Source organism: Luteimonas sp. 3794 (genome assembly GCF_031456825.1).
Classification (GTDB): domain Bacteria; phylum Pseudomonadota; class Gammaproteobacteria; order Xanthomonadales; family Xanthomonadaceae; genus Luteimonas.
Window position 1 is genome coordinate 44,326 of sequence record NZ_JAVDVJ010000005.1, and the last position, 22,071, is coordinate 66,396.

The 22,071-nt window shown below is 69.3% G+C and carries 26 protein-coding genes and 1 tRNA gene; 20 read left to right on the plus strand and 7 right to left on the minus strand.

Going from position 1 to position 22,071, the window contains the following annotated elements; all coding sequences use genetic code 11:
- Nucleotides 1–44 precede the first annotated feature (44 nt).
- Genes J2X52_RS09275 through J2X52_RS09295 form a run of 5 tightly spaced genes read left to right on the plus strand, consistent with a single transcriptional unit; the run spans nucleotide 45 to nucleotide 5,193 of the window.
- Nucleotides 45–1,823, plus strand: coding sequence for a bifunctional alpha/beta hydrolase/class I SAM-dependent methyltransferase (locus J2X52_RS09275; protein ID WP_310152468.1), 1,779 nt, complete (start codon nucleotides 45–47; stop codon nucleotides 1,821–1,823).
- A complete protein-coding gene (locus tag J2X52_RS09280) occupies nucleotides 1,807–3,162 on the plus strand; it encodes a phosphatase PAP2/dual specificity phosphatase family protein (RefSeq protein WP_310152008.1) in 1,356 nt (451 codons plus the stop codon). Before J2X52_RS09275 ends, J2X52_RS09280 begins: the two co-directional genes overlap by 17 nt.
- Nucleotides 3,159–3,608 carry a hypothetical protein gene (locus J2X52_RS09285; RefSeq protein ID WP_310152010.1) on the plus strand — a complete coding sequence of 150 codons (450 nt, stop codon included), beginning with the start codon at nucleotides 3,159–3,161 and terminating at the stop codon, nucleotides 3,606–3,608. The genes J2X52_RS09280 and J2X52_RS09285 overlap by 4 nt, the downstream gene beginning before the upstream one ends.
- Complete coding sequence (locus J2X52_RS09290) at nucleotides 3,605–4,240, plus strand: lysophospholipid acyltransferase family protein (protein ID WP_310152012.1); 636 nt, start codon at nucleotides 3,605–3,607, stop codon at nucleotides 4,238–4,240. The genes J2X52_RS09285 and J2X52_RS09290 overlap by 4 nt, the downstream gene beginning before the upstream one ends.
- Nucleotides 4,237–5,193: a phosphatidate cytidylyltransferase gene (locus J2X52_RS09295; protein ID WP_310152014.1), complete on the plus strand. Its 957-nt coding sequence runs from the start codon at nucleotides 4,237–4,239 to the stop codon at nucleotides 5,191–5,193. The genes J2X52_RS09290 and J2X52_RS09295 overlap by 4 nt, the downstream gene beginning before the upstream one ends.
- Nucleotides 5,194–5,213: 20 nt before the next feature.
- Here J2X52_RS09295 and fis read toward each other — a convergent pair whose 3' ends face one another.
- The 3 genes from fis to prmA all read right to left on the minus strand — a co-directional run bounded on the left by fis (nucleotide 5,214) and on the right by prmA (nucleotide 7,520).
- The gene (fis, locus tag J2X52_RS09300; RefSeq protein WP_159677666.1) at nucleotides 5,214–5,483 is read right to left on the minus strand and encodes a DNA-binding transcriptional regulator Fis; all 270 of its coding nucleotides are present in this window, start codon (nucleotides 5,481–5,483) and stop codon (nucleotides 5,214–5,216) included.
- A gap of 117 nt (nucleotides 5,484–5,600) precedes the next feature.
- Nucleotides 5,601–6,557 carry a DUF3426 domain-containing protein gene (locus J2X52_RS09305; RefSeq protein WP_310152017.1) on the minus strand — a complete coding sequence of 319 codons (957 nt, stop codon included), beginning with the start codon at nucleotides 6,555–6,557 and terminating at the stop codon, nucleotides 5,601–5,603.
- A gap of 42 nt (nucleotides 6,558–6,599) precedes the next feature.
- Nucleotides 6,600–7,520, minus strand: coding sequence for a 50S ribosomal protein L11 methyltransferase (gene prmA / locus J2X52_RS09310; RefSeq protein WP_310152020.1), 921 nt, complete (start codon nucleotides 7,518–7,520; stop codon nucleotides 6,600–6,602).
- A gap of 418 nt (nucleotides 7,521–7,938) precedes the next feature.
- Here prmA and J2X52_RS09315 point away from each other — a divergent pair, with 418 nt between their 5' ends.
- Entirely contained in the window at nucleotides 7,939–8,910 is a 972-nt protein-coding gene (locus J2X52_RS09315; protein ID WP_310152022.1) for a hypothetical protein, read from the plus strand.
- The gene (locus J2X52_RS09320; protein WP_310152024.1) at nucleotides 8,907–9,341 is read left to right on the plus strand and encodes a hypothetical protein; all 435 of its coding nucleotides are present in this window, start codon (nucleotides 8,907–8,909) and stop codon (nucleotides 9,339–9,341) included. Before J2X52_RS09315 ends, J2X52_RS09320 begins: the two co-directional genes overlap by 4 nt.
- Here J2X52_RS09320 and J2X52_RS09325 read toward each other — a convergent pair.
- Complete coding sequence (locus J2X52_RS09325; RefSeq protein WP_310152027.1) at nucleotides 9,331–9,759, minus strand: hypothetical protein; 429 nt, start codon at nucleotides 9,757–9,759, stop codon at nucleotides 9,331–9,333. The two genes, J2X52_RS09320 and J2X52_RS09325, sit on opposite strands and share 11 nt — an antisense overlap.
- 171 nt (nucleotides 9,760–9,930) lie before the next feature.
- Between J2X52_RS09325 and dusA the strand changes: the two genes are divergently transcribed.
- The 4 genes from dusA to J2X52_RS09345 all read left to right on the plus strand — a co-directional run bounded on the left by dusA (nucleotide 9,931) and on the right by J2X52_RS09345 (nucleotide 13,730).
- Nucleotides 9,931–10,959, plus strand: a complete 1,029-nt coding sequence (dusA, locus tag J2X52_RS09330) for a tRNA dihydrouridine(20/20a) synthase DusA (protein WP_310152030.1) — start codon at nucleotides 9,931–9,933, stop codon at nucleotides 10,957–10,959.
- A gap of 148 nt (nucleotides 10,960–11,107) precedes the next feature.
- Entirely contained in the window at nucleotides 11,108–11,479 is a 372-nt protein-coding gene (locus tag J2X52_RS09335) for a hypothetical protein (RefSeq protein ID WP_310152033.1), read from the plus strand.
- A gap of 56 nt (nucleotides 11,480–11,535) precedes the next feature.
- The gene (locus J2X52_RS09340) at nucleotides 11,536–12,222 is read left to right on the plus strand and encodes a response regulator transcription factor (RefSeq protein WP_232138017.1); all 687 of its coding nucleotides are present in this window, start codon (nucleotides 11,536–11,538) and stop codon (nucleotides 12,220–12,222) included.
- A gap of 89 nt (nucleotides 12,223–12,311) precedes the next feature.
- A complete protein-coding gene (locus tag J2X52_RS09345) occupies nucleotides 12,312–13,730 on the plus strand; it encodes an ATP-binding protein (RefSeq protein ID WP_310152039.1) in 1,419 nt (472 codons plus the stop codon).
- Here J2X52_RS09345 and J2X52_RS09350 read toward each other — a convergent pair.
- Both J2X52_RS09350 and J2X52_RS09355 read right to left on the minus strand, forming a co-directional pair.
- On the minus strand, nucleotides 13,727–14,443 hold the full coding sequence (locus tag J2X52_RS09350; RefSeq protein ID WP_310152471.1) for a zinc-dependent peptidase: 717 nt from the start codon (nucleotides 14,441–14,443) through the stop codon (nucleotides 13,727–13,729). The two genes, J2X52_RS09345 and J2X52_RS09350, sit on opposite strands and share 4 nt — an antisense overlap.
- Before the next feature lie 61 nt (nucleotides 14,444–14,504).
- A complete protein-coding gene (locus J2X52_RS09355) occupies nucleotides 14,505–14,780 on the minus strand; it encodes a hypothetical protein (protein WP_310152042.1) in 276 nt (91 codons plus the stop codon).
- Nucleotides 14,781–14,901: 121 nt separating this feature from the next.
- Here J2X52_RS09355 and birA point away from each other — a divergent pair, with 121 nt between their 5' ends.
- The 7 genes from birA (at nucleotide 14,902) to J2X52_RS09390 (ending at nucleotide 19,353) form a co-directional block, all read left to right on the plus strand.
- Nucleotides 14,902–15,930: a bifunctional biotin--[acetyl-CoA-carboxylase] ligase/biotin operon repressor BirA gene (birA, locus tag J2X52_RS09360; RefSeq protein WP_310152044.1), complete on the plus strand. Its 1,029-nt coding sequence runs from the start codon at nucleotides 14,902–14,904 to the stop codon at nucleotides 15,928–15,930.
- Nucleotides 15,927–16,679: a type III pantothenate kinase gene (locus J2X52_RS09365; RefSeq protein WP_310152047.1), complete on the plus strand. Its 753-nt coding sequence runs from the start codon at nucleotides 15,927–15,929 to the stop codon at nucleotides 16,677–16,679. Before birA ends, J2X52_RS09365 begins: the two co-directional genes overlap by 4 nt.
- A 9-nt stretch (nucleotides 16,680–16,688) precedes the next feature.
- Nucleotides 16,689–17,429 (plus strand): SPOR domain-containing protein, encoded by a 741-nt coding sequence (locus J2X52_RS09370; protein ID WP_310152050.1) that lies wholly within the window; start codon nucleotides 16,689–16,691, stop codon nucleotides 17,427–17,429.
- A gap of 29 nt (nucleotides 17,430–17,458) precedes the next feature.
- Nucleotides 17,459–17,534: transfer RNA gene (locus J2X52_RS09375), tRNA-Thr, on the plus strand.
- 123 nt (nucleotides 17,535–17,657) lie between these two features.
- Complete coding sequence (gene rocF, locus J2X52_RS09380) at nucleotides 17,658–18,581, plus strand: arginase (RefSeq protein ID WP_310152052.1); 924 nt, start codon at nucleotides 17,658–17,660, stop codon at nucleotides 18,579–18,581.
- Nucleotides 18,582–18,737: 156 nt separating this feature from the next.
- Nucleotides 18,738–18,896, plus strand: coding sequence for an entericidin A/B family lipoprotein (locus J2X52_RS09385; protein ID WP_310152056.1), 159 nt, complete (start codon nucleotides 18,738–18,740; stop codon nucleotides 18,894–18,896).
- Nucleotides 18,897–19,149: 253 nt separating this feature from the next.
- Nucleotides 19,150–19,353, plus strand: a complete 204-nt coding sequence (locus tag J2X52_RS09390; RefSeq protein ID WP_310152059.1) for a CsbD family protein — start codon at nucleotides 19,150–19,152, stop codon at nucleotides 19,351–19,353.
- A gap of 93 nt (nucleotides 19,354–19,446) precedes the next feature.
- Here the strand turns inward: J2X52_RS09390 and J2X52_RS09395 are convergent, their stop codons facing one another.
- The gene (locus tag J2X52_RS09395; protein ID WP_310152061.1) at nucleotides 19,447–20,268 is read right to left on the minus strand and encodes a hypothetical protein; all 822 of its coding nucleotides are present in this window, start codon (nucleotides 20,266–20,268) and stop codon (nucleotides 19,447–19,449) included.
- Nucleotides 20,269–20,386: 118 nt separating this feature from the next.
- Between J2X52_RS09395 and J2X52_RS09400 the strand changes: the two genes are divergently transcribed.
- Together J2X52_RS09400 and J2X52_RS09405 are read left to right on the plus strand one after the other, a co-directional pair.
- Nucleotides 20,387–21,712, plus strand: coding sequence for a tryptophan--tRNA ligase (locus J2X52_RS09400; protein WP_310152062.1), 1,326 nt, complete (start codon nucleotides 20,387–20,389; stop codon nucleotides 21,710–21,712).
- On the plus strand, nucleotides 21,709–22,020 hold the full coding sequence (locus J2X52_RS09405; protein WP_310152064.1) for a hypothetical protein: 312 nt from the start codon (nucleotides 21,709–21,711) through the stop codon (nucleotides 22,018–22,020). The genes J2X52_RS09400 and J2X52_RS09405 overlap by 4 nt, the downstream gene beginning before the upstream one ends.
- The last annotated feature ends 51 nt before the right edge of the window (nucleotides 22,021–22,071 follow it).

Genomic DNA, 22,071 nt, shown 5'->3' on the forward strand with positions numbered 1-22,071 from the left:
CATGCATGACAGGGAAGACCGACACGATGGATGCGACATCGGCGATGGCTGTCGACTACGCCACTCGACGCGAGTTCACCACCTCGACGTTCGCGACGTTCGACGGCGCCGCGTTGTTCTATCGGCACTGGCCCGCGCGCGGTGCCTCGCGTGGTGCCATCGTGCTGCTGCATCGCGGCCACGAGCATTCGGGCCGGGTCGCGCATCTGGCTGACGAGCTCGACCTTCCGGATTTCGACGTGTTCGCCTGGGATGCGCGCGGCAACGGCCAATCGCCGGGTACCCGCGGCGATGCGCCGGGCTTCGAGGCGCTCGTCCGGGACCTGGACACATTCGTCGCCTGGATCGGGCGCCATCACGACATCCCCGTCGAACAGGTGGCAGTGGTCGCGCAAAGTGTCGGTGCGGTGGTGGCCGCGACCTGGGTGCACGACTACGCGCCCAGGCTGCGTGCGCTGGTGCTCGCGTCGCCGGCGTTCCGGGTCAAGCTCTACGTGCCGTTCGCGCGGGCTGGGCTGGCGCTGATGGAGAAGTTGCGTGGCAATTTCTTCGTCAACAGTTACGTCAAGCCGCAGTGGCTGACCCACGACGCGGCGCGCGTCGCGAGCTACCGGCAGGACCCGTTGATCACGCGACCGATCTCGGTGCGCGTGCTGCTGGGGCTCTACCGCGCCGCCGAGCGCGTGGTCGCTGACGCGCAGGCGATCGGCGTGCCGACGCAACTGCTGGTGTCGGGCTCGGATTTCGTCGTGCATCGTGGCCCGCAGGACCGCTTCTTCGAGCGGCTGGGATCGCACGTGCGCGAACGGCATCTGCTGCCCGGCTTCTTCCACGACACGCTCGGCGAGCGCGATCGCGCGCCGGCGGTGGCCAAGGTGCGGAGCTTCCTGCGCGCGCGTTTCGACGCGGCGCCTGCGCTGCCGTCGCTGCGCGAAGCCCATCGCTACGGCGCGACGTTCGACGAGGCGCAGCGTCTCGCATGGCCGCATCCGCGCGGCTCGCTGCAGGACCTGCGCTGGCGCGGGGTGCGCGCGGGCCTGCGCCTGGGCGGCCATCTGTCGGACGGCATCCGGCTGGGGCTCGAGACCGGTTTCGATTCCGGCAGCACGCTCGACTACGTCTACGAACACCAGCCGCGTGGCAGCGGGCCCGTCGGCCGCTTCGTGGACCGCAACTACATCGAGTCGATCGGCTGGCGCGGCATCCGCCAACGGCGACTCCACCTGCACGCCCTGCTGCGTGAGGCGGCCCAGCGGCTGCGTGCGGCGGGCCTGCCGGTGCGCGCGTTGGATATCGCCGCCGGACATGGACGCTATGTGCTCGAAGCCCTCGCCCAGGGCGATGTGCGGGCCGATGCGATCGCGCTGCGCGACTACAGCGCGCGCAACGTCGAGCATGGTCGGGCGCTGATCCGCGCGTTCGGTGCGGAAGGCTTCGCCCGTTTCGACACCGGCGATGCCTTCGATCGCGCCGCACTGGCGGCGCTGGAGCCGAAGCCGACGCTGGCGATCGTGTCGGGGCTCTACGAACTGTTCCCCGACAACGCGCTGCTGCAGGCCTCGCTCGCCGGGCTGGCGGAGGCCGTGCCGCCCGGCGGATTTCTCGCTTACACCGGCCAGCCCTGGCATCCGCAGCTGGAATTCATCGCACGCGCGCTCACCAGCCATCGCGATGGTGCGGCCTGGGTGATGCGTCGCCGCACCCAGGCCGAAATGGACCAGCTCGTTGCCGATGCAGGCTTCCGCAAGGTGGCGCAACGCATCGATGCCTGGGGCATCTTTACCGTCTCGCTCGCACAGCGCGTCGATGACGCCGCACGCTGAGGACGCGGTCGCCGCGCGCGCGCCGCGGCCCTGGAAGCGCGCGATCGGCTGGCTCGCGTTCCTGGGCCCGTTTTTCTACCTGAGCTATGGCTTCGCCAACGCGATGGCGGGACGACGCGCGGATGTGCCGAGCATCGTGTTCGACTGGGAGCACGCGGTGCCGTTCCTGGCCTGGACGATCCTGCCGTACTGGACGACCAACGCGTTCTACGCCGTCTCGCCATTCCTGGCCCGCGACCGCCGGGAGTTGGACACGCTCGGCCTGCGTCTGCTGTCGGTCCAGTTGCTCGCCGTCGCCTGCTTCCTGCTGTGGCCGCTGGCCTTCAGTTTCGAGCGGCCGGCCACGGACGGGTTCTTCGGTGCGATGTTCGATGCGCTGACCAGCTTCGACCGCCCCTACAACCAGGCGCCGTCGCTGCATATCGCACTGACCGTGGTGCTGTGGGCGCACTACGCCAAATTCCTGCATGGGTTTTGGCGTCGCGTGCTGGATGTGTGGTTCGCACTCGTCTGCGTGTCGATCCTGACCACGTTCCAGCACCATTTCATCGACTTGCCGACCGGCATCGCCGCGGGCTGGCTCTGCGTCTGGTTGTGGCCCGAGCGGGCCGACGCGCCGTGGCGCAATGCCCGCTGGACCGATGCGCCCGAGCGTCGGCGCCTCGCCGCGTTGTATCTGCTCGGCGCATTGGCCTGCGCAGCGTTGGCCGCTCACTTGGGTGGCGTGCTGCTGTGGGCATGGTGGTCCGCGCTGTCGCTGCTGCTGGTGGCCTGCCATTACGCGTTCACAGGCGCTGCGGGCTTCCAGAAGCGCGCCGATGGCCGTCTGTCGATGGCATCGCGCTGGCTGCACGCGCCCTATCTGCTGGGCGCGCGGATCAATGCCTGGTGGTGGACGCGGCGCGCCCCGGCCCCGGTCAAGGTCGTCGACGGCGTCTGGCTGGGCGGCCTGCAGTCGAAGGGCGGGCGTGACGGGTTCGCGGTCGTCGATGTCTGCGCCGAACTTTCGTTGCCCGGCGGCGCGCAGCCGGGCGATGCGATCGTGCCGATGCTCGATCTCGCCACGCCTTCGTTGCCGTCGGTGCTCGCTGCGGCCGATGTGATCGAGACCTTGCGCCGCGCGGACGAGCGGGTGCTGGTGTGCTGCGCGCTCGGTTACTCGCGCAGTGCCCTGACGATTGCCGCGTGGCTGCTGCGTTCCGGGCGCGCGGATTCGGTCGACGCTGCGATCGCGCGCGTGCGCGCGGCCCGGCCCGGCATCGTGTTGCGGCCACGTCACGCAGGGGTGCTGCATGCGATCGCAGCGCTGGGAACACTGACGTCCCGGGGGGCGCGATGACCACACCGGGGCCGCAGACCGACGCACCGCCGACCTTCGTGGTGATGGCCGCGATCCTGCATCAGGGGCGACGCCTGCATGGCGTGTCGACGCTGTTCGCCGCGCTGGCGGGCGCAGGCCTTCTGCTGGCGGCGGTGTTCGGCAATGCGATGGGCGCGCCGGCCCGTATCGCGCTGGCCGCGAGCCTGATGGCCTTTTTTGCGCAGGTCTACTGGGCGGCGCGCGTCGATGTGGATGCGCGGTTGCTGCAGGCGCTGACGGCCGACGCGCCCGAGCGCGCGGCCGCGCGCCTCGACGCCGCGTTCGTCAGCCTGGGCCAGCGGACACCCGGGCCCGGACGCGACTGGCCGACGCGATGGCGGGGAATGCGCGCATTGCTGCGCCGGCAGGGCATCGCACTGGCCTTGCAGCTGTTCGCCTGCGTGTACGCATGGACGCTCGCATGATCGACGCCTTGCTCGCGCGTGGTTTCAGTGGCGCCATCCGGGGTCTGACCGGCGCGCGTGCACTCTGGGAGGGCTGCGCGCCCTCCGACCAGCGCCGCGTCTATTTCGGCAACCACGCCAGCCACGGCGACTTCGTGATGATCTGGTCGGCCCTGCCCGTGGCCTTGCGTCGCAACGTGCGCCCGGTGGCCGGCGCCGATTACTGGAATCGTGATCCGCTGCGGCGTTACCTGATCCGTAGCGTCTTCAACGGTGTGCTGATCGAGCGCGATCCCGCCGCGCGCCAAGAGGATCCCATCGCGACTCTCTGCAAGGCGGTGGACCACGGCGCCTCGCTGATCCTGTTTCCCGAAGGCACGCGCAACACTGGCGATGACCTGCTGCCGTTCAAAAGCGGCATGTACCACCTCGCGCGGCAGCGTCCGGAGCTGGAATTTGTGCCGGTGTGGCTCGACAACCTGCGCCGGGTCATGCCCAAGGGGCGCTTGCTGCCGTTGCCGCTGCTGTGCACCGCGCGTTTCGGTGCGCCAATCGGCCTGCGGCCGGGCGAGGACAAGGCGGCGTTTCTCGCCCGCAGCCGCGATGCCTTGCGCGCGCTCGATGCCAGCGGCGGGTCGGAGCGCGCACCATGATCGCCTGGCTGCAGTCCCAGCCCGATTCCGTCGTGCTGTTCCTCGGTATCGGCGGCGTGCTGGCGCTGGCAACGCTGATCGCCGAAACGCTGCGCTGGCGCCAGGGCGGCGTGGCGACGCCGGTCATCGCCAATCTGGTGTCGCGGATCCGGGCGTGGTGGGTGATGGCTGCGGTCGTGGGCCTCGCGTTCCTGTGCGGCCGGCTCGGCGTGATCGTGCTGTTTCTGCTGGTGTCGCTGTTCGCATTGCGCGAGTTCATCACGCTCACGCCGACGCGGCGTGGCGATTACTGGGCGCTGGTCGCGGCGTTCTACGTCGTGCTGCCGTACCAGTACTGGCTGGTCTACAGCGACTGGTACGGCATGGCGACGTTGCTGATACCGGTCTATGCCTTCCTGCTGCTGCCGATCCTCGCGCTCGCGGGTGGCGATACCACCGGCTACCTGGAGCGCACGGCGAAGATCCAGTGGGGCCTGATGATCAGCGTGTTCTGCATCTCGCATGTGCCGGCGCTGATGAACCTGCACATCGACGGCAGCCGCGACGAAGGCCGCAACCTGCTGCTGATCGCGTTCCTGGTGATCGTCGTGCAGTCGTCGGACGTGCTGCAGTACGTGTGGGGCAAGTTGTGCGGCCGCCGTCTCGTCGCGCCGCGGCTCTCGCCATCGAAGACCTGGGAAGGCCTGGTGGGCGGTGTGGCCTCGGCCACGCTGCTCGGCGCCGCACTATGGTGGATCACCCCGTTCTCGCCTTGGCAGGCGGGCCTGCTGGCGCTGGTGATCAACCTGATGGGCTTCTTCGGCGGGCTGGTGATGTCGGCGATCAAGCGCGACCGCGGCATCAAGGACTGGGGCCACATGATCGAAGGCCACGGCGGCATGCTCGACCGGCTGGATTCGGTGTGCTTCGCGGCACCGGTATTCTTCCACGTCACCCGCTACTGGTGGGGTTGACGCCCCCGCGCGGGAGGCGATTACACCAGCGCGTATTCGCGCAGTTTCTTGCGCAGCGTGGCGCGATGGATGCCGAGCATCGCCGCGGCGCGGCTCTGGTTGCCGTCGCAGAAGTTCAGCACTTCGACGAACAACGGAATCTCGAGTTCGCGCAGCGCGACCTCGTAGAGATTGTCGGTGTCGTTGCCGTTGAGATCGCCGAGGTAGCGCTGGATCGAGGTCGCAACATGTTCGCGCAGGGGCGTGCGCGGTGCTTCGCGCGTGCTGCTGTCGGTGCGGTCTGCGTTCAAGTCGACTCTCAGAATGCGGCGTCGCTGTCGCAGCGTCCGGTCGGTGACCACGGCGCGTGCGGACGGCGGAAGGGCGGGTCAGTCTAGCGCGGCCCCCCGGCCGCTGTCAGCGTGGTTTCAGAGAAAATCGAAGGCGAACGAGACCGCCCGCGCATCGGGTTCGACGAGCTGCAGGCGTGCCTCCACGCTGGCGCCGGCGTCGAGCGTCGGTTGCGGCGGCGCGCTGGCGAGATACTCCTGCGGCGTGAACACGCGTGCGCCGACGATGCGTCCATCGATGTCGGAAAGCGTCAGCCGCAGCCGCGGCCACGCCTGCGCCCAGCGGGCGTCGTTGCGAAACGTCGTAGTCGCCAACAGCGCGCCTGGGCGCGCGGCGTCGGGACGCACGTCGCGCGCGAGCACGGTCAGCGCGCTGGGTTCGCGCCACGGCGGCAGGCCGCAACGCAACACAGCGCACAGGCGTGCGAGGGTCGGACGCCAGCCCGGATCGGCGGCGAGCCGCGCGCGATCGGCCAGCAGGACCTGCAGCCCGAGCAGCAGGCACAGTGCGAGGACGGCGCACGCCAGGATGCGCTGTTGCCGACGCATGCGTGCGTCGAGCGCGCCCGATGGGCCGCGCCGGGCGAAACTCGGCGATGCGCGCGCCGGGGCAGGCTTCGCCGCGCCGGCTTCGGCAATGCCTGGTGCAGCCGCTGGCGGATCGGCGGACACCGTCGCGGTCGCTGCGGACGTATCGATGGATTGGATCCCGGCCGGAGGATCGGCCGGCCGGAATGTCGCGGCGGCTGGCTGCGATGGGCTCGGCGATGCGGTCGGCTCGGGCGGCAATGGCGGCGCAGGCGTCGGCACCTCCGATTCGGGCGCCCCACGCGTCACGGCGTCGGATCCTGACGGCGTCACGGAGCCACTTGCTGCCGCGTCGACGGTGGACGTTGTCTTCAGCAGCGCGGCCACTGATACCGCCGGCGCGGCGCTGCGCAGCACGCCGCGGCAACGCGGGCAGCGCTCCGGCGGTTGGTCGGTCGCAGGATCGGTGGCGACCAGCGAACCGCAGTGCTTGCAGTTGATGAACATGCGGCTATTGAATCACGCCGCCGTCGTGTCGCACGCGGCGCGTCAGAGCGGTTTGCGGACGCCGTCGATGCGGACCCAGTCGCCTTCGCGCGTGACTGCCAACTGCTCGAACCAGGGACGGTAGCGACGCAGCAAGTCTTCTTCCTGGCCGTCGAGGATGCCCGACAGCGCGATGCGACCGCCGACGGCCACGCGTTCGGCCAGCGTTTCAGCCAGCGCATCGAGCGCAGTCGCGAGGATGTTGGCAACGACGACGGGGAAGGCGCCCTGCGGCGCGTCGGCCGGCAGATACACGTCGAGTGCGGCGCCGACCTCGTTGCGGTCCGCGTTGTCGCGCGAAGCGATCAAGGCCTGGGGATCGTTGTCGATGCCGACTGCACTGGCCGCGCCGAGCTTCAGCGCGGCCAGTGCGAGGATGCCGCTGCCGCAACCGTAATCGAGCACGTCGGCATCGGCGAGCGCGCCCTCGGCCGCGAGCGCATCCAGCCATTGCAGGCACAGGGACGTGGTCGGATGCGTGCCCGAGCCGAAGGCCAGGCCCGGGTCGAGGCGGATCACGACGGCATCGTTGCCGGCGGACTCGGGCAGTTCCGCATTCCACGGCACGATCCAGGTGCGCGCGCCGAACTGCAGCGGCGCGTACTGGTCCATCCAGGCGCGTTCCCAGTCCTGGTCCTCGACCTTGCGGAAGCTGGCGCGGCTCCAGTCCAGGCCGGCGTCGAAGGACTCGAGCGCGGACAACACCCGCAGCGCGTCGGTGTCGTCCTCGAACAGCGCGGTCAGCACGATCGCATGCCACAGCGGCGTTTCGCCGACGCCGGGTTCGAGGATCGCCTGCTCGTCGGTGGTGTCGGCGTCGGCATCGATCATCGTCACGGCCAAGGCGCCGATGTCCTCCAGGGCATGGGCGTAGCGCGGCTGCTCGGCTTCGGTGCAGCGCAGGCTCAGTTCGAGGAAAGGCATCGGCGGGTCCGGGGGAGGGCGGGGTCGGGCATCTTGGTGCCCGGGCGGTGGCGCGTAAAGGGCGGACGGCATGGAACGGGAATCGCGCGGGCCGGGGCCGCGCGCCGCCGCCGGCGCGAAGATCACGCACCCCGTGCTGGCCGCCACCGCCGATGCCCTTGGCGCGTTTCAGCCGGGCCGCGCCTCGCGCAGATCGTCGGCCGCGAACGCCCTGAAGCCGGCAAAGGTCACCGGGCGCATCGCTGCCGCGCAGCCTGCAGTGCTGCCGCGCAGCGCGAGACGTGCCCCGGCGGCGCCGGTCCGCCATGGGTGTCTGCCGCTGCGCTCGGCTAGAATTGCGCGTCTGGCGCCGCTTCGCCCGGGCGCGCCCCAGATCGGTCCGCCGCCCCCGCGGCGGCCGGCCCCAGCAGGATCCGACGTGACCATCCGAATGTTCGCCGCCATCGCCTTGCTGGGAGTGCTCATCGCCGCACTCGCGACGGCGTGGCGCGTGGACGTGGCCGGAGCGGACAGTGCCCACCCGGTTCCGAAGCCTGGCGCCGATGTGCATGCGCGTGCTCCGGTCGAGCCGTCCGCATCGACTGCGCCGCTGCTCGCGACGCTGGACCGGGCCGCCTGGTCGGCGGACGCAACCCATCCGCTGCAGCGTGCGTTCGAGCAGGCCGACGACCTCTTCGCGTTCCGCCAGCAACTGCGGCCCCTGGCCGACGCCGGTGACGCCGAGGCGCGGTGGGTGATCAGCCGCGTCGACGAATACTGCGCAGGCTTCGCACGCGACCCCGCCGGCTTCGCGCGCGACAGTGCCTTGATCGACGGCCTGCGGCTGGATGCGGCGCGCGCGCTGGGCGCCGCCCGCGCCCGGATCGGGACACGCTGCGGCCGGTTCGCCCCCGGCGACGCGCCGACGTTCGTGCAACTGGTCGAGCGCCGTCGGGCGGCGGCCGAAGCCGGCAGCCTCGCCGCCGAAGCGGCATTGCTGGCCATGGGCGCGCCACTGCAGGACGACATGGACTACCGGCGCGATCTTGTCGCGCGTGTGCAGGCGTCCCGCAATCCGGGTGCATTCGTTGCGCTGGCGCCGGCGATGGGCGTTGCAGCGAGCGGTGATGTGGCGCTGGCCGACACCGTTGCCGGCACCCAGGCCAGCGAACTGGCCTGGCAGCTCGCCGGCTGCGATCTCGGTCACGACTGTAGCGCCAACGGTGCGTTGATGACCGAATACTGCGCGAACGGTGGCATCTGCGCGCGAGATGCACGCCAGGACTTCTCCGCGTTCGTCCGGGATGCGGCAGTGCCGCCCCAGGGCGCGGAAGAGATCGACCGGATGAAGGACACCCTTGTCGAGGACGCCCCCGCGTTCCGCCAACTGCTCGGAATGGTGACACCATGAAACCCATGTTCCCCCGCAAGCTCCGCTTCTGGCTCTGGGCCGCCGTCTTCGTCGGCTATTCGGTAGCGGTTGCCGGTGTCGTCGTCGATGCGGTCGGCGAGAACTACCGCCGCCTGTCCCAGGTTGCGGCCACCAACACCGCTGCGCCACTCGAGCAGCGTCAGCTCGGCGCCGCCCAGATTGCCGCGCTCTATCGTGCCCAGAGCGCCACACCATTCCTTGCGCTGCCGCCGGGCAGCACCTTCCGCGTGGTGTGGCCGGATGGATCGACCGAACTGGTGCGCATCGTCAGCCAGTCGACCCCGCATGGCGCCGTACCGGTGGACGGCAGCCAGATCGAGGCTGCGCCACTGCTGGGCGGCGCGCAGGCCGAACTGCAGGTGGTGCCGGTCTCGGTCGTGCCGCGCACTGCGGCTCCGGTCACGGAGTAGGGGCGGCCCGGGCTGCGCGGTTCCGCACCGCCCGCGCGTGGCGCCGCCGCTCGGCGACGTCGGCCCAGAACATCGCCGAGTGGAACTGCGCGACGCACAGCGCGAGCAGCGTCCAGACGATCCCGAGATTGAGATAGACGCCCGCCGCGCGGTTCAGGGCGGACCATTCCGAGCGGCGCATGGCCAGACTGCCCTCCCCGAACATGCGGTGCAGGGCCTGCCCGGTCGACAGCGACTGCCAGTCGCCATGGCGCACCAGGCCTGAAACGCCGAGCCCGATGCAGGCGACGACCGCCAATGCCCACGCGACTGCGAGCCACACCGGCGCGCCGTGCAGCACGCGCACGCGTGGTACCAGCTGGATCGCACCGAACGACCACGCGATCAGAAGCAGCGCGGACACCTGGACAAACACCATGGATGAATTCCTGCGCGCCGCGGTTGGACGCCACAGGATGACCGCTGCACTCCGGTTGCGGCATGAAGCCGCGGGGCGGCGTGTATCCTGACGCCCCGTCGCAGCGGGCAGCACGTGTGCAGAAGGCCCGGTGCAACCCTCGTGACTCGCACCTTCCAGCCCACAGACACGATGACCGGATCCACGCTTCCGTCCTACGACGCACATGCCGATGCCTACACGGCGTCGCTGCGTCTGTCCGTTGCACCGATGATGGACTGGACGGACGCGCACTGCCGCGAGTTCCATCGGCTACTGGCGCCGGGCGCGCGGCTGTACACGGAAATGGTGCATGCGAAGGCGGTGATCCATGGCGATCGCACGCGCTTGCTCGCGAAGACGGCGTTGCAGTCGCCATTGGCCCTGCAGCTGGGTGGCAGCGAACCCGACGCACTCGCGCAGGCTGCGCGCATCGCCGCCGACCATGGTTTCGACGAGGTCAATCTCAATTGCGGTTGCCCGTCCGATCGCGTGCAGGCCGGGCGCTTCGGTGCGTGCCTGATGCGGGAGCCGACACTGGTCGCCGACTGCGTCGCGGCCATGGCGCAGGCCAGCGATGTCCCGGTAACGGTGAAGTGCCGGCTGGGCGTGGACGACGACGACGACTACGACGCGTTCGCGCGCTTCGTCGACGGCGCCGTGGCTGCGGGGGCCTCGATGATCGTGGTGCATGCCCGCAACGCCTGGCTCAACGGGTTGTCGCCAAAGGAGAATCGCGACATCCCGCCGCTGCGCTACGACTGGGCGCACCGGCTCAAGCGCGAACGGCCGGCGTTGCCGGTCGTGCTCAATGGCGGTATTGCCGCGCAAGCGCTTGCGTTCGAGCAGCTGGCGCACGTCGACGGCGTGATGCTGGGGCGCGCCGCGTACCACGACCCCTATCTGCTGCATCAGCTGGACGCGGCGCTGTCGGGCGCACCGCTGCGCCCGCGGGCCGAGCTGCTACGCGCGCTGCGGCCTTATGTCGAGGCGCGCATGGCGGAGGGCGTGGCGCTCAAGCACATCGTCCGCCACGTGCTTGGCCTGTTCCACGGCCAGCCCGGCGGGCGCCTGTACCGGCAGGTGCTCAGCGAGGGCGCGCATCTGCCGGGCGCGGACTGGGCCTTGGTGGAACAGGCCTTGGCGGCGACCGATGCAGCCGCCGCGCGGCGCGCGGCCTGATCCCGCGTGTGATGGCAGCAGAAATGGCGTTGCAAAGGGTCTGAAGCTGAACAGATACAGCCTTGTCAACGAAAAGTTAAGGACGGATTCACTGCCCCGGCCCGACCATCGGTTCCCTGCCTGATCGCCCGTCCCGCCTGGAGTGGCCGTGTCCGTCCCGTCGTACCGTCGTCCCTGCTGCATCCTGTTCGTCCTGCTGCTGTGCGCGGCGCCGACGATCGTGGCCGCGCAGGATCCGCCGTCACCGCAACAGGGTCCCGCGGTACGCGGTCCGGATATGCGCGCGGCGGTGCAGCGGCCGGAAAACGGGCGTCGTCGTGCGCAGGATTCAATGACCGAATCGGTCCGGCGGATCGAACGCAATACCCGCGGCCGGGTGCTCAGCATCGAGCAGATGCATTCCGACGGACGCGATCTCAACCGGGTCAAGGTGATGGACGACAGCGGTCGCGTCCGCGTCTATGTCGACGATCCCGCCCAGCGTGGCCGTGCGCCCCGTGCACGCGGCGACGACGATTGATCCTGCATCCTCGCCCCCATTCACGGCCGGGCCGGCCGTCAGACCGGAGTTGACCCATGCGAATCCTGCTCGTCGAAGACGAAGCTCCCCTGCGTGAGACCCTTGCCGCGCGCCTGAAGCGCGAAGGCTTCGCCGTCGATGCCGCCCAGGATGGTGAGGAAGGCCTGTACATGGGGCGCGAGGTTCCGTTCGACGTCGGCATCATCGATCTGGGCCTGCCGAAGATGTCGGGCATGGAACTGATCAAGGCCCTGCGCGAAGAGGGCAAGCAGTTCCCGGTGCTGATCCTGACCGCGCGTTCGAGCTGGCAGGACAAGGTCGACGGCCTCAAGCAGGGCGCCGACGACTACTTGGTCAAGCCGTTCCACGTCGAAGAACTGCTCGCGCGCATCAACGCGCTGGTCCGCCGCGCCGCGGGCTGGAGCAAGCCGACGCTGGAATGCGGCACGGTCACCCTCGATCTGGCCGCGCAGACCGTCAGCGTCGACGGCAAGAACGTCGATCTGACCAGCTACGAGTACAAGGTGCTCGAGTACCTGATGATGCACGCCGGCGAACTCGTCTCGAAGGCGGATCTGACCGAGCACATCTACCAGCAGGACTTCGACCGCGATTCGAACGTGCTGGAAGTCTTCATCGGCCGCTTGCGCAAGAAGCTCGATCCGGAAGGCGCGCTCAAGCCGATCGAGACCGTGCGCGGCCGTGGTTACCGCTTCGCGATCCCGCGCAACGGCGAGGGATGAGCGGGCAACGCCGGTCGCGGATGTCCGCGCTGGCGATGTGTATGTGCGTCGCGCAACACGGCCGGCGGACTGCGTTTACGATCTGACGTATGGCGGATACCCGACTTAGTGCGCGGCTGCGGCCGCGCTCCCTGCGCGCGCGACAGCTGCTCGCCGCGAGTATCGGCCTGCTCGCGTTTCTGGCGCTTGCCGGCTACGCACTCGACCGCGCGTTCATCGATGTCGCCAGTGAAGGCCAGCGTGAGCGTCTGCGCAACTATGTCTATGCCTATGCGGGTGACATCGAGTTCCTGCGCGGTGGCGACATCTATCCGTCCGAATCCCCGCCGGATGACCGTTTTCTGCGTCCGGGCAGCGGGCTGTACGCCGAAGTCGTGCTGCCCTCCGGAGATTCCTGGACCTCGCCTTCGGCCTCCGGGCCGCAGTTGCCGGAAGCGACGATGCTTTCGGCACGCGAGGAGAAGTTCGACGGCCCGTTGCCGATGGTCCGCAGCGACGGCACGCCGGGCGAGGCCTACCGGTATGGTCTCGGCCTGGTCTGGTCGCCCGATGGGCGCAGCGACACCGAGTTCGCCTACACCATCTATGTCATGGAAGACGCCGGTATCGTGCCGCGCCAGGTGCGCATCTTCCGAGCGGCGTTGTGGGTGAATCTCGGCGTGGCCGGCGTGATCCTGCTACTGCTGCAGGGGCTGATCGTGCGCTGGAGCCTGTGGCCACTGCGCCGGGTGGAGCAGGAGCTGGTGCGCGTGCAACGCGGCCAGTCCGAGCGCATGGGGGTACAGCATCCGCATGAGCTGCAGCCGCTGACCGAAAGCATCAACGCGTTGATCGACAGCGAGCGCGAGCACCTCGCGCGTCAGCGCAACACGATGTCCGACCTCGCCCACAGCCTGAAGACGCCGCTCGCGGTACTGCGCTCGCGTCTCGACGCGGGCAGTGGCGATGCGGAACTGCGTGAGGAAGTGGAAACCCAGCTGCAGCGCATGAACGATCTGGTGACCTATCAGCTCGCGCGCGCGGCTTCGAGCGGCCATCAGCTGTTCTCCGCGGCGATCGAGATCGAACCCAGTGCCGAGCAGATCGTGCGCGGGCTGGAGAAGATCTATGCGGCCAAGGGCGCGGTTTGCGAGTTCGAGATCGACCCGAGCGCGCGTTTCCACGGCGAGCAGGGCGATCTGCAGGAATTGCTGGGCAACCTGCTGGAAAACGCGTTCAAGTGGGCGCAGTCCCGTGTGCTGCTGACCGTGCGGCCGGGTGACACCGCGCCGAATCGACGTCCGGGCCTGGTGCTGATCGTCGAGGACGATGGCCCTGGCATTCCGCCCGATCGCGTCGCCTCGATCCTGCAGCGCGGCGTGCGCGGCGACGAGCGCGTACAGGGCCACGGCATCGGCCTGTCGATCGTGCAGGACATCGTCCACAGCTACCGCGGCGAACTGCATGTGGGGCGCTCAGAGGAACTTGGCGGCGCGTGTTTCTCGGTGCGCCTGCCGCCGGGCTTCTAAGCCTTCGCTTCGAACGGGGAGCGCCCGTAGAACCGCGCCAGATGCGTGGCCACGTCCGGCAATATCTCGCGTAGCAGCGCCGGCGCGCTGAAGTGGTATTCGCTGCAGACGGCGAAGAATTCTTCCGGTGCTTCGGCGGCATACGGATCGATCGGCATCGCCTCGCCGGCATCCACGCGCTCGACGAACGCATCGAAGCTGCGCTGGAAATCCGAGGCCCACGCGCGCTGCCAGTCGCGTGGCAGCGGCGGCGTGCCATCGAGCACCCCGTCGAGTGCGTCGATCTTGTGCGCCATCTCATGCACCGCGACGCAGAAGCCGGCGTCGGGCTCGGCGATGTCGGATTCGACATCGGCCCAGGACAGCACCAGCGGGCCGCTCTCCCACGACTCGCCGATCAGTTCGTCGTCCCATTCGTGCATCACCCCGGCGGCATCGACGTGGCTGCGGTTCACCCGGAAAGCTTCGGGATAGACGATCAGCTGCGACCAGCCATGCAGGCCTTCCTCGCCGTATTCGAGCAGTGGCAGGCAACACAGCGTGGCCAGTGCGAGGCGGGCGCGGTCATCCAGCGTCAGGCCGGCGACCGGTGTGATCGTCTTGCGATGCAGGAACAGCGCGGCCAGCGTGCGCAGTCTCGACTGCGCCGGTGCGTCGAGCGCGCGTACCCACGGCAGGCGGTCGACGGTGGCCGACCAGTCGGTCTCGGAAATCGGGGGCGGCGCGCCTGCGAACAGGCGGCGGATCAGCGAACGCACGAGCCTGGCAAATCCGTCAGCGGAACATGCCCGGCAGGAAGCTGTGCCAGCGCGGGCCACGGATCGGGCTTTCGGCCTCGCCGCCGCCGGTGACGGACGGGCGCACCTTGGACGCGCTGCCTGCTGCGGGCACGCGGCGCACATTGGCAGTGTCCAGAGACGGCTCGCTCTGCGGCGCGTTGGTCGCAGGCGGACAGGGCGTGTCGGCCGCCGTGTCGGTGATCGCGTCACGCGCGACGACCGGCAGGCTCGCGCCCAGCAACAGCAAGCAGACCATCAGACGTGCGGACATCGGAATACCCCGGAAGGAAGCAGGACGCACAGCCCGTCGATGATAGCGCAGCTGCTGCGGCGCCGACGCTGCGCCGCAGCAGCGGGCGACACCCGACGCCCGGCTCGCCGATAATCGGACGATGCCCTCCACGCCATCTCCCACTCTCCCGCCCGCGCAGCCGTCCGAACGGGCGCTGCTGCAGCGGTTGATCGCCGGCCCGGTCTCGGGCGATACGCTGGCCCGCGAATCCGGTCAGACCCGGGCCGCGGTGTGGAAGCGGATCGGCCTGCTGCGAGAGGCGGGCGTGCCCATCGTCGCGCGGCCGGGCCTGGGCTACACGCTCGCGCAGCCGCTGGCGTTGCTCGATGCCGACGCGATTCTCGACGCGCTCAGTGCGGCAGATCGCGCGCGGATGGCGTCGCTGGAGATCGCCTGGAGCATCGATTCGACCAACGCCGAGCTGCTGCGCCGGCCGATGCCGGGCGCGAACGCCGAAGTGCTGCTGGCCGAGCGCCAGACCGGTGGTCGCGGCCGTCGCGGACGCCATTGGCAGTCGCCGCTGGCGGCGCACCTGTACTTGTCGCTGCAGCGTGGTTTCGACGGCGGCCTCGCGCGACTGGGCGGGCTGAGCCTGGTCGCGGGCGTGGCCGCCGTCGAGGCCCTGCGCGCGCTGGGCATCGAGGCCGTGCGCCTGAAATGGCCGAACGATCTGGTCGTCGTCGATGCGGCGGGCCTGCGCAAGCTCGGCGGCATTCTCGTCGAGGGCGGCGGCGAGCACGCAGGGCCGGTCCGCGCGGTGCTCGGCATCGGCGTCAATGTGCGCATGCCCTCGGCGCAGGCCGCCATGATCGACCAGCCATGGACCGATCTGGCGATGTGTTGCGCCGACGCGCCGCCCACGCGCGATGCGCTGGCCGCGGCCTTGCTGGCGGCGTGGCTGCAGGCACTGGACCTGTTCGACCGGAGAGGCCTCGCACCCTTCCGGGCGCGCTACGCAGCCGTCGATGCGCTGCAGGGCGCGCCGGTGACGGTCGATACCGGCAGCGGCATGCTGCACGGCATGGCCGAAGGCATCGCGGACGACGGCGCGCTGCGCGTTCGCGTGGATGGCGTGCTGCGCGCCTTCCATGCGGGCGAAGTCAGCCTGCGCAGGGCGGGCACCGAATGAGCACCTGGCTGTTCGATCTGGGCAATACCCGGCTGAAGTTCGCGCCGCTCGATGACGATGGCCGCATCGGGGCCGTGCAGGGCACCGCCCATGTCGAGGGCGGTTTCGATCCCGAATGGCTCGAGCAGTTGCCCGCGCGTATCGATGTCGCCATCGTTGCCAGCGTCGCGTCGCCGGCGCTGCGGATGATCCTGCTCGACGCATTGGCTGCACGCGGTGCGCAGGTGCAGCTGGCGCATACCTTGCCCGCACTCGACGGCCTGACCATTGCCTACGCCGATCCGTCGCGCTTCGGGGTCGACCGTTTTCTCGCATTGCTGTCCGCGCACGCCGATGGCGCGCCCGCGCTCGTGGTCGGCGTCGGCACCGCCCTGACCGTCGATCTGATCGATGGCGACGGGCGCCATCTCGGCGGCCGGATCGCACCGTCGCCAACGCTGATGCGAGAGGCCTTGCACCGGCGCGTGGCCCAGCTTGCGCCGAGTGGTGGTGCCTACGCGGAATTCGCCGACGACACCGACGACGCGCTGGTGTCGGGCTGCGAAGGCGCCGCCCTGGGCCTGATCGAGCGCAGCCTGCTGGAAGCGACCGCGCGGCTCGGCGCCCGGCCACGGTTGTTGCTGCACGGGGGCGGCGCAGACGCCTTGCGCAACCGACTGCCCGACGCGCAATGGCGCGCGGATCTGGTGCTGCACGGACTGGCGCGCTGGCACCACGCCAGTGCCGGTATCGCCTCACCGGAAGGTTAGGATCATTCCATGCTGCTGCGCGCGACCGTCGTCTTGCTGGTGATCCTCAACTTCGGCGTTGCGGCGTGGTGGGCCTTGCGCGGCGAACCGGGCGATGCCGCCGCGCTGGTCGATCCAGGGCCGTCGACGCTGCAGCTGGTCGGCGAGGCCTCTGCAGAGGATGGCGCGACGCCCGCGCCCCCCGATTCCGCCGCCGACGCGGCCGACGAGGGCCCTGTGCCTGCCGGAGTGGACGACGTGGACGAAGACGCTGCCGCCGGGACTGCGCTGCGCGCGGCCGAGCCCGCGCAATGCGTCGCGCTGGGACCGTTTGCCGATGCCGAGACGCGTGACGCGGCCCTGGCGCAGCTGTCGCCGGCGGTCGTTCGCGCCACCGCGCGCGATGTGGGTGAAACGCCGCGCGGTTGGCGCGTCTGGATGGCGCCCCTGCCGGACCGCGCCGCGGCCGACGCAATGGTCACGCGCCTGCTTGCCTCGGGCTTCAACGATTACTACGTCATCGCCGATGGCGCCGAGGCCCATGGCATCGCGCTGGGCCGCTTCGGCAGTGAGGCCTCGGCCCGCAACCGTGCACAGGCCCTGCGCGCGGCCGGTTTCGAAGCCGATGCCGAGCCGCTCGGCAGCCTGCTCACACGCCACTGGATCGATGCCACGCTCGCCGAAGGGTCCACCGGCGAATCCCTGCGGTCCCGCACCGGCGCGGCACGCATCGAGACGCGCGACTGCAACGCACAGCAGGTTGCAGGTTAGAATTCCGCCGCGGCCCCGCCGCATGCCATGCCGGCATAGCTCAGTTGGTAGAGCAACCGCCTTGTAAGCGGTAGGTCCCCAGTTCGAATCCGGGTGCCGGCACCAGTTCCGATGTCGTTCCGCGTGCGCCCGCGCCTGCCCGGCGCCTCCCCACGGCCACCCCGGCGTCGATGCCATACCCAGCCTTCGCCGTGTGCGTGATGGCTGCGCATTCGCTCAGGAGAGGTCATGCAGCAGACGAATTCCCAGGTGTCGATCTTCGGCGTGCCCACCGATGTAGGGGCCGGCCGTCGTGGCGCTTCGATGGGTCCCGAGGGCCTGCGCGTCGCCGGCTTGGTCGAGGCGTTGATCGCGCGCGGCGTCGACGTCGACGACCTCGGCGATCTCAAGGGTCCGAAAAACCCGTGGACCGGACCGCACGAGGGCTACCGCCATCTCGACCAAGTGGTCGCATGGAACCGCGCCGTGCTCGAGGCGTCCAGCGCGGAGCTCGCGCGCGGGCGCATGCCGATCATGCTCGGCGGCGACCATTGCTTGGCGATCGGTTCGATCGCCGCGGTCGCCAACCACTGCCGCGCAACGGGTCGCAAGCTGCGCGTGCTGTGGCTCGACGCGCACACCGACTTCAATACCTCGCAGATCACCCCGTCGGGCAACGTGCACGGCATGCCGGTGGCCTGCCTGTGCGGCATCGGCCCGGATGCGTTGACCGGCCTCGGCGGCGTGTCGCCGTCGATGCAGGTCGCGCAGTTCCGCCAGATCGGCATCCGCTCGGTCGATCCCGACGAGAAACGCTTGGTCAAGGAGCACGGGCTCGACATCTACGACATGCGCTACATCGACGAGGTCGGCATGCGCCGCGTGGTCGAGGAAGCGCTGGACGGCCTCGACGGCGACACCCATCTGCACGTGAGCTTCGATGTCGACGTGCTCGACCCCACCATCGCCCCCGGCACAGGCACGCCGGTGCCGGGGGGCATCAACTATCGCGAGGCGCAGCTGGTGATGGAGATGATCGCCGACAGCGGACGCCTGGGTTCGCTGGACATCGTCGAGGTCAACACCGCACTCGATCAGGGCAATACGACCGCCGAGCTGGCGGTGGACCTGGTGGAAAGCCTGTTCGGCAAGTCCACCTTGATGCGTGACTGAATTCACGTCCTTCACGCTACGCGCGCATCATTGAACGCGCGGGGCAGGCGTCCGGATGGATGCACACGGCTTTCACGGCGCAGGTTCCTATAGTCGCGCCATGGTTGCGGAAGTCCGCAGCTGTTCGCAACGAAACCGGAATCCCTGGAGAATCCCATGAAGCGTTTGACCGCACTGATGCTGCTCGCCATGTTCACCGTTGGCACCCTGTCCGCCTGCAACACCATGAAGGGTGCGGGTCAGGACGTGCAGAAGGTGGGCGAGAAGGTGGAAGAGAGCGCCAACAACACCGGCGGCACCACCACGCGTCCCTGATCCACGCAGTCCATCGCACGAAGAGGCCGGCAATTGCCGGCCTTTTTTTTGTTCTGTGCCAGGTGTCCCCGCCCGAGTGGCCGTGGACCGCGTGCACCCGGCGTGACCTGGCCCCGCTCAGCGAGGTGACGGGGAGGCTCACGAATCCTCGACTGCGAGTTGATGCGCGGGATGCGAATGTGAACTCGCGATACGGGATCTGCATGCGCCATGCGCCCGAGTCGCAACCACCCGAACAACAGGATCAACCGCCATGAACAAAGACATCATTGCCGGCAAGTGGACCCAGGTGAAGGGCAAGGCGCAGGCCAAGTGGGGCGACCTGACCGATGACGTGTTCGATGTCGCGGCCGGCGACAGCAAGTACCTCGCAGGCAAGCTGCAGGAGAAATACGGCTGGGAGCGCGACCGCGCCGAGCAGGAAGTCAAGGATTTCGAGAAGACGCTCGGCGACTGACCCATCCACCGGCCCGACTCACGCACCGGCGATTCACACGAACGGATCGGCTTGCGCCGATCCGTTTTCATACGCGGTATCGGAAAGGCCCGCTCAGGGATCCGGCACGAAGCCGCCCGGGAAGGCTTCCGGTCGGCGCGCCTGCGCCCATGCGCGCTGCCGAGGCAGGACGCCTCGCGACACCAGTGCGTCGATGCTGTCATAGCGCAGGGTGGTGACCTGGATCGGGCTTCGGGTCGCCCGTTCGAATGCAGTGGACGACACGGGCGCCCATTCTCGTGCGCCGTGCGCAGTCCCGATGCGCTGGGTCTGGGCACGCATGTCCGGGCTGGGGGATTCGGAGGCAACTGCCTCGGCCGAAGAGGGGCGTGACCTTGCCGCTGCCGGCGCCGGGGCGGCCGGCGGAAAGGTCGGCCGCGGCACCGCGATCTGCGGCACGACGCGCTCGCCGAACACCGCGATGCCGATGGTCCCCACATTGTCCGGTCGTCCTGTCCGCGCCGCGTAGCTGTCGCCGAGCGCGGCAAATTCGAAACGCGCCACGTCGTCGTGCGACTTGCGCCACCCGGTGATCTCCGTGGTCTGCCACGGCGCCAGCACATACCCGGTCTGGGACGGCGCGGCGGTCTCGCCGCTGATCGCGTTGACGCCGTCGACCGACAGCACGACGAGGACGCGCGCGCCGGTCGTGTTGGTCAGGCGGATCGCGTACGGCGCGCCTGGTGTCCCGGCGATCCAGCTGTCGCCGCGGTGTGACACGGGCTGGGCAGCGCTGCCGGTGTCGCGGTCGACGACCTCGATGCGCACACGCTCGGGCGCCTTGTAGGCGCGGGCCGCATGCGCGGCGGGCGTCGCCAGCAGGCTGCCCAGCAGCAGCCAAGCGATGGCAGGGCGGAAGAAACGGGATGCGTGCATGGCGGGTCTCTCGCAGGTGGTGCCATGACGAACGGCCCCGCGTCACCAATGGGGTTACGGCCGGTCGCGCGCTGGGCAGCGGTTAGACTGGCGGCCTGTTTTCCGCAGCCTGCAGCCCATGTCCCAGCGTCCCCTGCGCGTCCTCACCGGCATCACCACGTCCGGCACGCCGCACCTCGGCAACTACGTCGGCGCCGTGCGGCCGGCGATCACCGCCAGCCGTGCGCCGAACACCGAGAGCTTCTATTTCCTTGCCGACCTGCACAGCCTGATCAAGGCGCAGGACCCGGCCCGCACCCAGCGCTCGACGCTGGAGATCGCGGCGACGTGGCTTGCCGCCGGGCTCGATCCGGCCAAAGTGTGGTTCTACCGGCAGAGCGACGTGCCGGAGACGACCGAGCTGATGTGGCTGCTGACCTGCGTGGCCGGTAAGGGCATCCTCAACCGCGCGCACGCCTACAAGGCGGCGGTCGACAAAAACCGCGCCGACGGCGAGGACGACGATGCCGCAGTCACCGCCGGCCTCTTCATGTACCCGGTGCTGATGGCCGCCGACATCCTGATCTTCAATGCCGACCGCGTGCCGGTGGGCCGCGACCAGATCCAGCACATCGAGATGGCGCGCGATTTCGCCCAGCGCTTCAATCACGTCTACGGCCACGACTGGTTCAACCTGCCGGAAGCGGCGATCGACGACAACGTGGCGACGCTGCCGGGTCTCGACGGCCGCAAGATGAGCAAGAGCTACGACAACACCATTCCGTTGTTCGTGCCGCAGGCGCAGCTGAAGAAACTCGTGTTCTCGATCCTCACCGATTCGAAGATGCCCGGCGAAGCGAAGGCGACCGAGGGCTCGGCGCTGTTCCAGCTCTACCAGGCGTTCGCGACGACGGACGAGACCGCGGGTTTCGCCACGGCCTTCAGTGACGGCATCGGCTGGGGCGATGCCAAGCAGCAGCTGTTCGATGTCGTCGAGCGCGAGATCGCGCCGATGCGCGAACGCTACGAGGCCCTGATCGCGAAGCCGGGCGACATCGAGGACACCCTGCGTGACGGCGGCCAGCGCCTGCGCGAGCGCTACGCCATTCCGCTGCTGCGCGACTTGCGCGATGCGGTGGGCCTGCGCGATCTGGGCAAGGTGGCGGTCGCAACCGGGGACTCCACAGACATCGCGCCCGCCGTGCGGCCGCTGGCGGTGTTCAAGCAGTACCGCGAACCGGACGGCAAGTTCTACTTCAAGCTTGTCGACGGCGAACGCGTGCTGCTGCAGAGCCATGCCTTCGATGTGCCGCGCGATGCGGGCCAGACGATCGCACGCCTGCGCAATGGCGAACTTGCGCTCGCCGATGCGCCGGCGTCGCCGGGTGAGGGCGTCGAAGCCACCACGGTGCAGGCGGCGCTCGATGCGCTTGCTGCCGCGGATGCCGAGAAGGCCGCCTCGTGAGCCCGGCCGTTGCCCAGAATCTGGCGCTGCTGCTGTTTCTGCCGTGGTTCCTGATCCTCGGTGTGTTGTTCTGGGTGTATCCGCGCCAGCCGCGCGGCGCGCGGCGGGTCGTATTCGATCTCGTCAGCCTGGCGGCGTCGGTGATCGCGTTCCTGCTGTCGATCCACTGGGCACACGCGGTCGCCGACCGCGACCACGGCTCGATGTGGGCGCAGATTCTCGCCACCGCCGTGGGCTACGGCGTGTTTCTCGCGGTGCTCGGCGCCGCATTCGCGCTGCGCACGCGGGTGCTGCGACCGCGCGGCTGAGCGGCTTCGATCCAGGCCGGATCGAGCGTCGACACTGCCCGTCCTAGACTG

Excerpts from the sequence above, each read along its gene's own strand:
- rocF (WP_310152052.1), top strand. The coding sequence starts at position 17,658 with ATGCAGCAGACGAATTCCCAGGTGTCGATCTTCGGCGTGCCCACCGAT.
- J2X52_RS09340 (WP_232138017.1), top strand. The coding sequence starts at position 11,536 with ATGCGAATCCTGCTCGTCGAAGACGAAGCTCCCCTGCGTGAGACCCTT.
- J2X52_RS09305 (WP_310152017.1), bottom strand. The coding sequence starts at position 6,557 with ATGTTCATCAACTGCAAGCACTGCGGTTCGCTGGTCGCCACCGATCCT.
- J2X52_RS09395 (WP_310152061.1), bottom strand. The coding sequence starts at position 20,268 with ATGCACGCATCCCGTTTCTTCCGCCCTGCCATCGCTTGGCTGCTGCTG.
- prmA (WP_310152020.1), bottom strand. The coding sequence starts at position 7,520 with ATGCCTTTCCTCGAACTGAGCCTGCGCTGCACCGAAGCCGAGCAGCCG.
- J2X52_RS09355 (WP_310152042.1), bottom strand. The coding sequence starts at position 14,780 with ATGTCCGCACGTCTGATGGTCTGCTTGCTGTTGCTGGGCGCGAGCCTG.
- J2X52_RS09345 (WP_310152039.1), top strand. The coding sequence starts at position 12,312 with ATGGCGGATACCCGACTTAGTGCGCGGCTGCGGCCGCGCTCCCTGCGC.
- J2X52_RS09285 (WP_310152010.1), top strand. The coding sequence starts at position 3,159 with ATGACCACACCGGGGCCGCAGACCGACGCACCGCCGACCTTCGTGGTG.
- J2X52_RS09370 (WP_310152050.1), top strand. The coding sequence starts at position 16,689 with ATGCTGCTGCGCGCGACCGTCGTCTTGCTGGTGATCCTCAACTTCGGC.
- J2X52_RS09295 (WP_310152014.1), top strand. The coding sequence starts at position 4,237 with ATGATCGCCTGGCTGCAGTCCCAGCCCGATTCCGTCGTGCTGTTCCTC.
- J2X52_RS09275 (WP_310152468.1), top strand. The coding sequence starts at position 45 with ATGGCTGTCGACTACGCCACTCGACGCGAGTTCACCACCTCGACGTTC.
- J2X52_RS09385 (WP_310152056.1), top strand. The coding sequence starts at position 18,738 with ATGAAGCGTTTGACCGCACTGATGCTGCTCGCCATGTTCACCGTTGGC.
- birA (WP_310152044.1), top strand. The coding sequence starts at position 14,902 with ATGCCCTCCACGCCATCTCCCACTCTCCCGCCCGCGCAGCCGTCCGAA.
- J2X52_RS09280 (WP_310152008.1), top strand. The coding sequence starts at position 1,807 with ATGACGCCGCACGCTGAGGACGCGGTCGCCGCGCGCGCGCCGCGGCCC.
- J2X52_RS09400 (WP_310152062.1), top strand. The coding sequence starts at position 20,387 with ATGTCCCAGCGTCCCCTGCGCGTCCTCACCGGCATCACCACGTCCGGC.
- J2X52_RS09320 (WP_310152024.1), top strand. The coding sequence starts at position 8,907 with ATGAAACCCATGTTCCCCCGCAAGCTCCGCTTCTGGCTCTGGGCCGCC.
- J2X52_RS09325 (WP_310152027.1), bottom strand. The coding sequence starts at position 9,759 with ATGGTGTTTGTCCAGGTGTCCGCGCTGCTTCTGATCGCGTGGTCGTTC.
- J2X52_RS09290 (WP_310152012.1), top strand. The coding sequence starts at position 3,605 with ATGATCGACGCCTTGCTCGCGCGTGGTTTCAGTGGCGCCATCCGGGGT.
- J2X52_RS09390 (WP_310152059.1), top strand. The coding sequence starts at position 19,150 with ATGAACAAAGACATCATTGCCGGCAAGTGGACCCAGGTGAAGGGCAAG.
- dusA (WP_310152030.1), top strand. The coding sequence starts at position 9,931 with ATGACCGGATCCACGCTTCCGTCCTACGACGCACATGCCGATGCCTAC.
- J2X52_RS09365 (WP_310152047.1), top strand. The coding sequence starts at position 15,927 with ATGAGCACCTGGCTGTTCGATCTGGGCAATACCCGGCTGAAGTTCGCG.